The sequence below is a fragment of the Hymenobacter sp. B81 genome (assembly GCF_044628455.1).
Taxonomy (GTDB): domain Bacteria; phylum Bacteroidota; class Bacteroidia; order Cytophagales; family Hymenobacteraceae; genus Solirubrum.
The window spans coordinates 653,776-665,747 of sequence record NZ_JBIYZW010000003.1 but is presented as its reverse complement, the minus strand read 5'-3'; the positions used below and the strand labels follow the sequence as shown (position 1 = coordinate 665,747).

Here is an 11,972-nt window from a genome sequence, read left to right as displayed (position 1 = left end):
CACGGCTCAAAGCCGTGGCACCACTTCTTTTACTCCCCTGTCTAAACCGCCTCGTGGGGCATTTAGGAATTCCTGCGGGACCTTCGCAGCATTGAAATGGCCGCATAGGAATTCCTACAGGCGCTTCGCGGCACTGAAATGAGGGCATAGGAATTCCTATGGTGGCTTTGCAGCATTGAAAAGGGGCCACAGGAATTCCTGCGGCCCCTTTTCGTTTGAGCAAGTCGGAGGGGAATATCCACGGTGGGCCGGGAGGCGCGGGGTAAACGTAGTGGTGCCAAGGCTTTGAGCCGTGGCACCACGATCGTCCACGAAATCCGTAGAATCCGCCGAATCCGAAAGAATCCGTGATCTACCAGGCAATGGGCCCGAGACCGTGCTGCTGCAGGTAGGCGTTGGTCTGGCTGAAGGGGCGCGAGCCGAAAAAGCCTTTGTCGGCGGCGTAGGGCGAAGGGTGCGCGGCCTTAAGCACCAAGTGCCTGCCCTGATCGATCAGCTCGGTTTTCTTCTGGGCGTAGGCGCCCCAGAGAATGAACACCACGTGCTGCTTCTGCTCCGACACCGTGCGGATGACGGCGTCGGTAAACTCTTCCCAGCCCTTTTTCTGGTGCGAGCCGGGCGTAGCAGCGCGCACGGTGAGGGTAGCGTTGAGCAGCAGCACGCCCTGTTCGGCCCACCGGTCAAGGTTGCCGTCGGGCGGGCGCGGGGTGCCCAGGTCGCTTTCCAGCTCCTTGAACACGTTGATCAGGGAAGGCGGCGTGCGCACGCCGTGCTGCACCGAAAACGCTAGTCCGTGGGCCTGGCCACGGCCGTGGTAGGGGTCCTGGCCCAGGATGACCACCTTTAGCTGATCGAACGGACAGGCATCGAAGGCGTGAAAAATCTGGCTGCCGGCGGGATATATCGTCTGCGTGGCGTATTCCTCGCGTACGAACGCAATAAGCTGGCGGAAGTAGGGCTTTTCGAACTCGGGCTGTAGCACCTTGCGCCAGCTTTCTTCTATCTTTACGGACATACCTTTGGAGGTTGGGGGTCGGCAAACGAGGGCCAAACGTAGCCCGGTTGCGTACGTAAACCAAAACCGAAAGGCTGCTGTTAGCCCCACTGGTACTCTCCTTCCCGATATTCCCAGCCTGCCATGAACTCGACCACCACGCAAGGCGTCACGGTCAGCGTCTCGACCAGCTATCTGCCCGACTACTCCAGCCCCCAGCAGGAGCACTTTGTCTTTGCCTATAAAATCGACATCCGCAACCACGGCGAATACACCGTGAAGCTATTGCGCCGCCACTGGCACATTCACGACGCCAACGGCGTGGTGCGCGAGGTGGAAGGCGAGGGCGTGGTGGGCCAGCAGCCCACCCTGGAGCCCGGCGACGCCCACCAGTACGTGTCGGGCTGCAACCTGAAAACCGGCATCGGCAAGATGCGCGGCACCTACCTGATGGAGCGCGTGGCCGACGGCCGCACCTTCGAGGTCAACATTCCCGAGTTTACCCTGGTAGTACCGTTCCGGCTCAACTAGTTTTGCCGGGTGAAGCGGCGGATCGGCGGCGCGCTCTTCCCGAGCAGCCCGGCCGCTCCGCCGCCGCCTAACCCTCCCCGCCGTTGCTTTCTCACGTACTGCGCTACTTCCGCTTCCGGCTTCGTTCGGGGAATGCACACGGGCTGCATTCCCCGTTTGTTTTTGGCCTCTACACCGACGTGGTGCTGCACACCGGCCACTACGCGGCCTTTGGCCCTATCGAGCAGCGCCGCCACGATTTGCGCCAGGACCAGCGGCGCCTGCGCATCACCGATTTCGGGGCCGGCTCGCAAACCGGGGCGGGCGCCGAGCGCGAGGTGCGCGCCATTGCCCGCTCGGCTGCCAAGCCGCCGCGGCTGGCCCAGCTGCTGTTCCGCCTCGTCAACCGCTTTCAGCCGGCCACCATCCTGGAGCTGGGTACCTCGCTGGGCCTCACCACCGCCTACCTAGCCGCGGCCTCGTCGCGGGCCCGGGTGTTTACCCTCGAAGGCTGCCCGCAAACCGCCGCCGTGGCCCGCGAAACCCTGCAGCAGCTGCGCCTGGGCAATGTGCAGCTCACCGAGGGCAACTTCGACGAGACGCTGCCGCGGGTACTGGCCGCCCTGCCCGGCCCGCTCGACTTCGCCTTTTTCGACGGCAACCACCGCTACGAGCCCACCCTGCGCTATTTCGAGCAGTGCATGCCCCACCGCACCGACGAGTCGGTGTTCATCTTCGACGACATTCACTGGTCGGCCGACATGGAGCGGGCCTGGGCCGCCATCAAGGCCCACCCCGAGGTAACGCTCACCATCGATTTGTTTTTCGTCGGCCTGGTGTTTTTCCGCCGCCAGCAGCCCAAGCAGCACTTCACCCTGCGCATCGAGGAGCGCGGCCTGGGCGTGTAGTTTTTGGCCTGTCATTGCGAGCGAAGCGAAGCAACCGTAGGAAGGCGTAGCCAATCCATTCTCTAGTAGCAGAAACCGAAAGAGCCTGACGAACCGGAATATGTTTTCGGTTCATCAGGCTCTTTCGGTTCAGCCTCCGAAAAGGACCGATTGCTTCGGCTACGCCTCGCAATGACAGGCTCTTTGGCTACCGCACGGCTTCGCGCACGCGAGTCAGCTTTTCGAGCAGGCCGGCGAGGCGGTCGAGCTGCAGCATGTTGGCGCCGTCCGATTTGGCCGTGGCGGGCGTGGGGTGGGTTTCGATGAACAGGCCGTCGGCGCCCACGGCAATGGCGGCTTTGGCAATGGTTTCGATGAGAGCGGGCTGGCCGCCGGTTACGCCGCTGCTTTGGTTGGGCTGCTGCAGCGAGTGGGTCACGTCCATCACCACTGGCACGCCGAAGGCGCGCATGGCGGGCAGGTTGCGGAAGTCCACCACCAGGTCGGAGTAGCCGAAGGAGTTACCTCGGTCGGTGAGGATGACGTGGGGGTTGCCCGACTGCTGCACCTTGTCGACGGCGAAGCGCATGGACTCGCCCGAGAGAAACTGGCCCTTCTTCACGTTCACCACCTTGCCGGTTTGGGCCGCCGCTACCAGCAGGTCGGTCTGCCGACACAGGAAAGCCGGAATCTGCAGCACATCGACGTACTCGGCGGCCAGCGCAGCCTCGCCCGATTCGTGGATGTCGGTCACCGTGGGCACGCCGATTTCGCGGCCCACCTTCTGCAGAATGCGCAGGGCTTTTTCGTCGCCGATGCCGGTGAAGGAGTCGAGGCGCGAGCGGTTGGCCTTGCGGTACGAGCCCTTGAAGATGTAGGGAATCTGCAGCCGGTCGCAGAGGGTGCGCACCTGCTCGGCAATGCGCAGGGCCATGTCTTCGCCTTCGATGGCGCAGGGACCGGCCATCAGGAAAAACTGCCCCGATTGGGCGTGGGCCAGGTTGGGCAGGGCGGCGGTGAGGGTGTCAATCATGGGTGGAGGCGCGGCGCGGCCGCGGGTCGGTGAAACAGGACGCGGGCAAAGGTCAGCATAAGCGGCGGAACGAGCCGGCGCGCCTTATCCGTGGGCCTTGCGCCGCAGGCAGATAAACAGCTCGCGGCCCCGCCGGGGCTCGATGGAGTTGTGGGCCGGGTCGAAATGCACGAAGTCGAAGTACGGCGCGAAGTAGCGGCGGTACTCATCACGATTCCCGCCGAAGGGCGGCTCGGCGGGGTTGCCGAACGTGGTTTCGAACAGCAAACCCACCAGCTTGCCGCCGGGGCGCAGCAGGCGGGCGCACTGCTCGGCGTAGCGGGCGCGCAGGCCGGGGTCGAGGGCGCAGAAAAAGGTTTGCTCCACGATTAAGTCGTAGGGCGGCGCGGGCGGCAGGGCAAAGAAATCCTCGAGCAGCAGGTGCTGGGCGGGGAAGTCGGGCACGCGCTGCTGCAGCGCCACGAGCGGCTCGGGGGCCAGGTCGGCCACCCACACCTGGGGCCAGCCGTGGCGGTGCAGCCACTCGGCTTCGTAGGCGCGGCCGGCGCCCGGAATCAGAATGCGGCGCTCGTCGGGCGAACCCAGCTGGGCAAAGTAGGCGCGCAACGGTTCGGTGATGGCGCCCGTATCCCAGGCGTCGCGGCCGGCGTGGTAGCGGGCAGTCCAGTAGGCGGCATCAAAGGCAGCAGCAGCCATCGGGCGGGGGTTGAGCCGGGCCCTGAAAGTTGCCCGGGGATAATATCCGTCTATTTTTGCCGTAAAGGTACTGCCGCGGCCCCGCTCCGGGTGGCCCGGCTTCACTTCATTCTTATCCCTCGTTCCATGGAACAAGAGCAGGCTCCCGAACGCCGCAATAACAACCGAGTGCTGCTGATTGTAGCGCTGTTTCTCGTGCTGCTGGGCATCAACGGCATTCTGTTCTACATGAATCAGCAGAAGGCCAAGCAGAACGAGCAGCTCAGCTCCGAAATCAAGGTGAAAGACGCCAAGCTGGAAGAACAGATTCAGCAGTACGAAACCCTGAAGGGCGATTTTGAGCGCCAAAGCCAGGAGCTGCAGGGCATGGGCCTGGCCAACGACTCGCTCGAAGCCAAGATTGCCTCCATCAACGCCGACCTGTTGAAGCTGCGCTCGTTCCGGGCGGGCTCGTTCTCGCTGGCCGACCAGAAACGCTTCCAGCAGCGGGCCCAGAACTTCGAGCGGCAGCTGCGCCAGAAAGACGAGGAAATTGCCCAGCTCAAGCGCGACAACGAGACCCTCTTCACCGAGACGCAGACCTTGAAAGACCGCCAGAACCGCCTCACCGATACCCTGTCTACGGTGGCGCGCTCCAACCAGGAGCTGAGCGAGAAAGTGGCCATTGCCTCGCGCCTGCAGGCCGAAAACATTCGCGTGGGCGTCATCAACCGCCGCAACAAGGAAAATACCGACGACGACAACGAGTTTAAGGCCAAGCGCGTGGAGAAGGTGAAGGTAACCTTCAACCTGGGCCGCAACGACGTGTCGCCCAAGGAAACCAAGCAGATTGTGATGCGCCTGCTCGAGCCCGACGGCTCGGCCCTCTACAACCTGAGCACCGGCGGCGGTACCTTCCTCACCGAGGGCAACGAAGCCTTTTACACCGCCAAACAGGAAGTGGTGTTCGACAACACCCGCCAGGCCGTGCAGTTCGTGTACGCCAAGGGCTCCGACTACAAGCCCGGCCAGCACACCGTGGAGCTGTACGCCGATGGCTACCTGATCGGCAAAACCAATTTCACGCTGAAGTAGGACTTAGGTTTTCTACCCCACAGAAAAGCCCCGCCGGATTGTCCGGCGGGGCTTTTTTGCGGGCCGCAGCAGCGGCGCTACTTAGGCGGGCTGGGGCTGGCTCAGGCTGGCCTCAAACGCTTCCAGCTTTTTGATGGTGAGGCCAATGTCCTCGGTGAAGATGGTGATGACCGAGCCTTCGCGCGCCGTGCTCAGCACGTGGTCGATGGCGTCGGCTTCGCGCTCGATGTAGGTGATGGGCAGATCGGGCTTGTCGGCCACGAGGCCGGCGCGCATCAGCTGCTCGATTTCCCCGGCCGATTTGCCCCGCAGGTCCTTGTCCTGGCGCAGCACTACCTCGTCGAAGATGCGGCCGGCCTCGCGGGCAAAGGCCAGCGTATCCTCGTCGCGCCGGTCGCCCAGGCCCGACACGATGCCGACCTTGTGCGTGGCGGGCGTAGCGTCGAGGAACTCCCCGAATTTCTGAATGCCGTGGGTGTTGTGGGCGTAGTCGACGATGACCTCGAAGCCGGGGAAGCGGAACAGGTTCATGCGGCCCGGCGTCTTGGCCGCCGAGGGCACGTAGGTGCGCAGCGCGGTCTTGATGTCGTCCTTGTCGAAGCCGTAGCAGTAGCAGGCCAGGGCCGCGGCCAGCACGTTTTCGATGTTGAAGCGCGCGCGCCCGCCGAAGGTCACCGGCATTTCCACGGCCCGGTCGATGCGCAGCTTGTAGCTGTTCTTGTAGATGGTCACGTAGCCCTCCTCGTACACGGCCGCCACGCCGCCGTTTTCCACGTGCTCGGTGATGCGCGGGTTGTGCTCGTCCATGCTGAACAAAGCCACCCGGCAGTCCACCGTGTTGCGCATCTCGTAGGTCAGGTCGTTGTCGGCGTTGAGCACGGCCCAGCCGTTTTTGCGCACCGTGCGCGGCAGCACGCCCTTCACCTGGGCCATTTCCTCCACGGTGTGAATGTCGCGCAGGCCGAGGTGGTCGGCCGCCACGTTGGTCACCACGGCCACGTCGCAGCTGTGGAAGCCCAGGCCCGACCGCAATAGCCCGCCGCGGGCCACTTCCAGCACCGCGAAGTTCACCGTGGGGTCCTTCAGTACGAACTCGGCCGACACCATGCCGGTGCAGTCGCCCTTCTCCAGCTGCTTGCCCTGAATGTAGATGCCGTTGGTGCTGGTGTTGCCCACCTTGTAGCCCTTGGCGGCCACGATGTGCGCCAGCAGGCCGGTGGTGGTGGTTTTGCCGTTGGTGCCGGTGACGGCGAAGATGGGAATGCGCGAGGGCGTGCCATCGGGAAAGAGCATGTCGACCACCGGGGCCGCCACGTTGCGCGGCAGGCCGTCGGCGGGCGAAATGTGCATGCGGAAGCCAGGGGCGGCATTTACTTCAATCACGGCCCCGCGCGACTCGTTCAGCGGAATGGCAATGTCGGTGGTGAGCACGTCGATGCCGCAGATGTCGAGGCCGATGATGCCGGCCACGCGCTCGGCCATGAGCACGTTGTAGGGGTCCACCAAATCAGTTACGTCGGTGGCGGTGCCGCCGGTGCTGATGTTGGCCGTGCTCTTGAGGTAGAGGATTTCGCCCGCGGGCAGCACCGACTTGGCCGTGAGCTCCCGCGCCTTCAGAATCTGGTTGGTGTGCTTGTCGATTTTGATCTGGGTGAGCACCTTTTCGTGGCCCACGCCGCGGCGCGGGTCCTCGTTCACCTTGTCGATGAGCTCCTGAATGGTGCTCACGCCGTCGCCCGTCACGGCCGCCGGGGTGCGTTTGGCGGCGGCCACCAGCTTGCCGTTGATGACGAGCAGGCGGAAGTCGAAGCCCTCGATGAACTGCTCCACAATGACGGCGCGCGAGTACTCCTGCGCGGCCTTGAAGCCGGCCAGCGCCTCTTTCCAGTTCAGCAGGTTGATGCTGGCGCCCTTGCCGTGGTTGCCGTCGAGGGGCTTGGTCACGATGGGAAAGCCCAGCTCCTCGATGGCGTCGCGCAGGCCTTCGGGGCTGTACACCGTGGTGCCTTTGGGCACGGGCACGCCGGCGGCGGCCAGCATAGCCTTCGTGCGGTTTTTGTTGCCGGCAATTTCCACCCCCGCGTGCGAGGTGTAGGTGCTGGTGGTGGCCCAGATGCGTTTCTGGTTGACGCCGTAGCCCAGCTGAATGATGCTGCTGTGCTTGAGCTGGATGTAAGGAATGCCCCGCGAAGCGGCCTCGGCCACGATGCTCCAGGTGCTGGGCCCGAAAAATTCCTCCTCCCGAATGTCGTGCAGCTGATTCACCACGCCTTTCAGGTCGTACTTCTCCTTTTTTACCACCGCGTTCAGCAACTCCACGGCGGCTTCGGCGGCCACGCGCCCGGCGCGCTCCTCTTGGTACTCAAACAGCACCATCTCGCAGTTGGGCTCGTGGGCCGGCCGCATCTTGCCCCAGCGCACCGGCATGCCGGCCAGCCGTTGCAGTTCCAGGGCTACCTGTTGGGCCACGTGGCCCCAGGGTTCCCCGTCGCTGAGCTGCTCGTGGGTGAGCGGGGGCTGCTTGGCGGCCTGGCGCGGATCCTTGCTGCGCGGTGCGGCCAAACCCGGCAGCAGCTTCAGCAGGCGAGTGGCCAGGCCCGGAACGGCGTTGCTCCAGGTATCGGCCAGGTCTTGCAGGTCCAGCTTGGCCACAATCAGCTTGGGGTGTTTCACGGACCAGTAGCTGGGCCCACGCATGGTGCGGAGGTCGATAATCTGCATAAAAGGAAGTTGAGAGAGGGAAGGATTCGGCCGCTTGTACGCGCAGAATAAATGTAGGGATATTGTGCGGGGCAGCCACTACCAGGGCTATCTGACCGGCTTTTTCTCAACTTCCTGAGTTCGTGCGAACCGACCGCCGCCGTCCCCTTCGATAAATGATAAAATTATGCTTTGGCCCCGGGCCAAGTCGGCAATATCGCCTACCTTTGCCCTACCAAAAACTATTCTTTCAGCGCCCCGTTGGCTTCGGCTGGCGGGGCGTTTTGGTTTTGGCCCGGGCCGCGTACTTTGCACGGCCGTACCTTCCCCGCCCATGAGCTTCTCTCCCACCCTTGCCGAGCGGTTTGCCCAGACCCTGCGTACCCGCCTGGCTACCGAGGCCCTGGCCAACCCCGCCACGCAGGCGGTGCTGCTGCGTCGCCTGTTGGCAGTAGTGCAGGCTTTGGAGGCCTTCGGCCCGCAGGCGGTGGTGCCCACTGCCGCCCCCTGGCCCGATGCCGCTGCCCTCACGGCCCGCTGGCGCGACGGGCGGGCGTTGGTAGTGGCCACGCGCTGTCCGGACTCGGCCGCCGACTCGCGCCTGACGCTGTACCGCCACAACGAAATCACCTTCTCGATTTCCGTCGGCCACGAGCAGCTGCCCGCGGCCGTGGCGCGGTGCCTGAGTGCGGGTGGGGCCCTGACTCACTAACCCCGCCGAAGCCGGGAAACCGGCTACTGCACCGGGCCGCTGTCGACGCGCGCTTCCAGCACCTCCTGCACGGCCGGGCTCACGGCCGAGAGCAAATCGTAGCCCGTGGCCGCCTCAATGGCGTCGACGCTGGTGCGGTAGCTGCCCCAGGTGGTGCTCACCGTATTCTCGTTGGGCGTATCCACCGCAATAACGCGGGTAGCCGAATTCACCCGGGTTAGGTCGTCGTCGCCCACCGGCAGCACCACGATTACTTTCCAGATGCGCTTGGGCACGGTTACGCGGCCGGCGTCGACGCTGGTTTTGTAGCCGTTCGCGCCCGTTCCCCCCGTGCCGTACTGGCCCATGATGACGTACAGCTCGTGGCCCTGGCCCACCAGCGTGCGGCAATAACCCTCCAGGTTGTTCCAAGTTTGCTGATTGTTGCGCGGCGCCTGCGGAATCATGTTGCTCATCAGGAAGGTGGCCGAGTTATCGGCCACCGTAGCCGTGCGGTCGGCCGAGGGGCAGTTGTGGCCGCGGTCGAAGCCCGAGCCGGAGTAGGAGCTGGAGCCGGGGCGGTGCCAGCCGGTGGGCAGCGTGGCATCGGCGCGGAAGTCGTCTTGGCGGGCGGCCGAGCCCAGCCAGGAGGCGCTCAGGTGCCAGCTCACCCAGTTGGGAATGCCCCGGTCGCGGTGGTAGCTGAGCGCGTACTGCGGCTTGAGCAACAGAAAATTAGTGGTCAGCGCCTCGTCGGCGGCCGCGCCGCTGGGGTTGCCCATGGTCAGGTGCACGCTCAGCGGCGGCACAACGGGCGTGGTGGGCGGCGTAACCGGGGGCTGAGTAGGCGGCGTTACGGGGGCCACCTCTTCTTTCTGGGAGCAGGACGCAAAAAAGGCCGTGGCCAGGCAAACAGCAGCAAGACGGAATCTGGGCATATTGCAAATATAGCCCGATAACCCAAGACCCTCGGACTTGGTGCCCGTTGCTTTAACCGGCCGCAAAACATCAACGGCCGCCCCGGGTGCGGAGCGGCCGTTGCTGACAGCGCGGGAAAGACACGCTTTCATTAGTGCAGGGGTCGTTTTTTCACCATCCCGCCCTCGGTATCGTCGATGCTCTGCTGGATCAGAAAGGCTTTGGGGTCGATGCGGCGCACTTCGGTGCGCAGCTGCGGCAGCTCCAGGCGCGTCACCACGGTAAAGACGATGTCGCGCTCCTCGTCGCGGGCGCCGCGCTTGCCGAAGCCGCGCTTGCCGCGGTAAATCGTCACGCCGCGGCCCAGGGTTTCGGTAATGGTTTTGCGGATTTCCTCGCTTTCGTCGGAAATGATGGTCACGCCCGTGTACTGCTCCAGGCCGTTCAGCAGGAAGTCCAGGGCCTTGGAGGCCGCCACGTAGGTCAGAATGGAGTACAGGGCCGCCTGGGTACCCAGCAGGAAGGCGGCGGCGGCGAAGATGAACACATTCAGAATCAGAATCACGTCGCTGACCTTCACCAGCGGGCTGTGCTTGCTGATGAGCAGGGCCGCTATTTCGGTGCCGTCGAGCACGGCCCCGCCGCGCATGGCCAGCCCGATGCCGGCTCCAATGAACAAGCCGCCGAACACGGCCGTCAGCAGCAGGTCGGGGGTAATGTCGGGGAAGGGAATCACGGCCAGGCTCAGCGAGAGGCCGGCAATGGCCAGGGCGCTTTTGAGGGCGAAGCCGCGGCCGATCTGCCGGTAGCCCAGCACCACGAAGGGCAGGTTGATGACCAGCAGCAGCACGGCCAGCGGCACGCCCAGCACCTGGGCCAGCAGCATGGAAATACCCGTGACGCCGCCGTCGATGAAGTGGCTGGAGAGCAGGAAGCTTTTAAGGCCCAGGGCGGCCGATAGAATGCCCAGTACGATCAGGGCCGCGTCTTTGAGATGTTGGGAAAGGGTTTTGTCGCTTGCGAGGGATGCCGTCATGTAGAAACAGGAAAACCAGGGCCCGCGCCGGTTCTGGTATCGGCCGGGGCGGGCGGTGAAACGGGCGCCAGGGCCCTTGGAAAAAAGTTGTGACCCGTAGTAAGCCGGGGCCGCCTGCTCTTGCAGCGGGGCCCGGTTGAACCGGTAGCCGGTTCTGGTTTCGGGTCGGCTAGGGACCGTTGGGCGACAGCGCCGTGCGCAGGCCCCGGGCGCGGTGGCGTACGTTCCCGTCGGGTGCCAGGCCCAGGCCCAAAGCCCGCAGCCCAGCGTGGCTCCCAGCCAGCCACCACTGGGGCAGCGGCGGCAGCACTCCGGCGCCGGGTCCCGAAGCGGGCGACAGCGGGGAGTGGGCGGCTGCCAGCACGGCGGGCCGCCCCAGGGTGGGCAGGGCCCACAGCCGCGCCGGCTCCTGGTTGTCGCGCAGGCGCAGCTCGGCCCGCGGCGCCGGCTGGCGCGCCGCTTCCACGGCCCAGGGCAGGCAGCTGGCCCAGATCAGGCAGAGCAGCCAGCCCCACGGGCTACGCCAGGAAGAGGAAATAGAGTGCGGCAAGTAAGGAGAGTTGAGCTGACTGCCGCCGCTGCTGATGCGCACCCGGCAGCCGTTCAGCCAAAGTTACCGCATCGAACCGCAGCATCCCAACCGCGGCGGCCGGCGCCGCTAGTTCAGGCGGAAGTTCTTCAGGCTTTTGGGAATCAGCGGGTGCGTGTCGAGCAGCAGGGCGCGCTGAATGGCCAGCGTGAGCACCAGCATGATGCCAATCTGCAGGTTGCTTACCGTGACGGCGTTGCCTTCGATGGCGGCCGAGCCGGCCGACAGCTCCTCGCCCACGCTGAGTTGAATGTCGCTCAGGCGCACCAGCTCGCCGTGAATGGCATCGAACTCGCGGCTGAGTTGCCGCGGCCCGGCGGCGGGGGCGCCGGCCGTCAGCAGCGCGTGCTCCAGGTCGTTGTAGCGGCGCAGGTCGGCCCGGAACCGGCCGAAGATGCGCTGCTCCTCGGCTACCAAGTAGGTAGCTTCGTAGCGGCTGATGAGCGAGTCGATCTGCACGTTGCGGCCGGCCACGGCAATTTGGGTGGCGTGCAGCCGCGCCGCCGAGGGCCGCGCCAGGTATTCCTCCACCAGCCGGCGCTTGGCGTGCATCAAATCGTTGAGCCGGAACAGGCCCGTGGCGGGCAGCAGCCGGTCCTGGTAAAGCGACGACACCGACGTTTTCATGTCGTGCATCAGCCGCTTTTCAACCACACTTCCCAGCAGCACGAGGGCGAGAACCGTCAGAAACAGGAATGCGGGCTTGGCCTTGTGATGAATGCGGGAAAGGGGATTCATGGCGCGGGAACCTGGGTGGAAGCAGAAGATACGAATAAAAAGCCCCGAATCCTCGCTGGGCCGCGGGCTACGGCCCGCTGCGCGCCGGATAGCCCGGCGCAACCGG

The 11,972-nt window shown here is 64.7% G+C and carries 12 protein-coding genes; 4 read left to right on the top strand and 8 right to left on the bottom strand.

Annotated elements, in window-relative coordinates; all coding sequences use genetic code 11:
• Positions 1-352: 352 nt before the first annotated feature.
• A complete protein-coding gene (locus tag ACE191_RS19590; RefSeq protein WP_400193935.1) occupies positions 353-1,015 on the bottom strand; it encodes a uracil-DNA glycosylase in 663 nt (220 codons plus the stop codon).
• Positions 1,016-1,138: 123 nt separating this feature from the next.
• On the opposite strand from ACE191_RS19590, the gene apaG reads away from it, so the two are divergent.
• Positions 1,139-1,525, top strand: a complete 387-nt coding sequence (apaG, locus tag ACE191_RS19585) for a Co2+/Mg2+ efflux protein ApaG (protein WP_400193934.1) — start codon at positions 1,139-1,141, stop codon at positions 1,523-1,525.
• A gap of 83 nt (positions 1,526-1,608) precedes the next feature.
• On the top strand, positions 1,609-2,412 hold the full coding sequence (locus tag ACE191_RS19580) for an O-methyltransferase (RefSeq protein WP_400193933.1): 804 nt from the start codon (positions 1,609-1,611) through the stop codon (positions 2,410-2,412).
• A gap of 187 nt (positions 2,413-2,599) precedes the next feature.
• Here ACE191_RS19580 and kdsA read toward each other — a convergent pair whose 3' ends face one another.
• Together kdsA and ACE191_RS19570 are read right to left on the bottom strand one after the other, a co-directional pair.
• Entirely contained in the window at positions 2,600-3,424 is an 825-nt protein-coding gene (gene kdsA, locus ACE191_RS19575) for a 3-deoxy-8-phosphooctulonate synthase (RefSeq protein WP_400193932.1), read from the bottom strand.
• Positions 3,425-3,508: 84 nt separating this feature from the next.
• Complete coding sequence (locus tag ACE191_RS19570) at positions 3,509-4,120, bottom strand: methyltransferase domain-containing protein (protein ID WP_400193931.1); 612 nt, start codon at positions 4,118-4,120, stop codon at positions 3,509-3,511.
• Positions 4,121-4,246: 126 nt separating this feature from the next.
• Between ACE191_RS19570 and ACE191_RS19565 the strand changes: the two genes are divergently transcribed.
• Complete coding sequence (locus ACE191_RS19565) at positions 4,247-5,194, top strand: hypothetical protein (RefSeq protein WP_400193930.1); 948 nt, start codon at positions 4,247-4,249, stop codon at positions 5,192-5,194.
• 81 nt (positions 5,195-5,275) lie between these two features.
• On the opposite strand, the gene cphA is transcribed toward ACE191_RS19565, so the two are convergent.
• On the bottom strand, positions 5,276-7,915 hold the full coding sequence (cphA, locus tag ACE191_RS19560) for a cyanophycin synthetase (protein WP_400193929.1): 2,640 nt from the start codon (positions 7,913-7,915) through the stop codon (positions 5,276-5,278).
• 313 nt (positions 7,916-8,228) lie between these two features.
• Between cphA and ACE191_RS19555 the strand changes: the two genes are divergently transcribed.
• Complete coding sequence (locus ACE191_RS19555; RefSeq protein WP_400193928.1) at positions 8,229-8,606, top strand: hypothetical protein; 378 nt, start codon at positions 8,229-8,231, stop codon at positions 8,604-8,606.
• A 23-nt stretch (positions 8,607-8,629) separates the two neighbouring features.
• Here ACE191_RS19555 and ACE191_RS19550 read toward each other — a convergent pair whose 3' ends face one another.
• The 4 genes from ACE191_RS19550 to ACE191_RS19535 all read right to left on the bottom strand — a co-directional run bounded on the left by ACE191_RS19550 (position 8,630) and on the right by ACE191_RS19535 (position 11,866).
• A complete protein-coding gene (locus ACE191_RS19550) occupies positions 8,630-9,523 on the bottom strand; it encodes a DNA/RNA non-specific endonuclease (protein ID WP_400193927.1) in 894 nt (297 codons plus the stop codon).
• A 131-nt stretch (positions 9,524-9,654) separates the two neighbouring features.
• Positions 9,655-10,539 (bottom strand): YitT family protein, encoded by an 885-nt coding sequence (locus ACE191_RS19545; protein WP_400193926.1) that lies wholly within the window; start codon positions 10,537-10,539, stop codon positions 9,655-9,657.
• 169 nt (positions 10,540-10,708) lie between these two features.
• Complete coding sequence (locus ACE191_RS19540) at positions 10,709-11,089, bottom strand: hypothetical protein (protein WP_400193925.1); 381 nt, start codon at positions 11,087-11,089, stop codon at positions 10,709-10,711.
• Positions 11,090-11,197: 108 nt separating this feature from the next.
• On the bottom strand, positions 11,198-11,866 hold the full coding sequence (locus ACE191_RS19535) for an MCP four helix bundle domain-containing protein (RefSeq protein WP_400193924.1): 669 nt from the start codon (positions 11,864-11,866) through the stop codon (positions 11,198-11,200).
• Positions 11,867-11,972 lie beyond the last annotated feature (106 nt).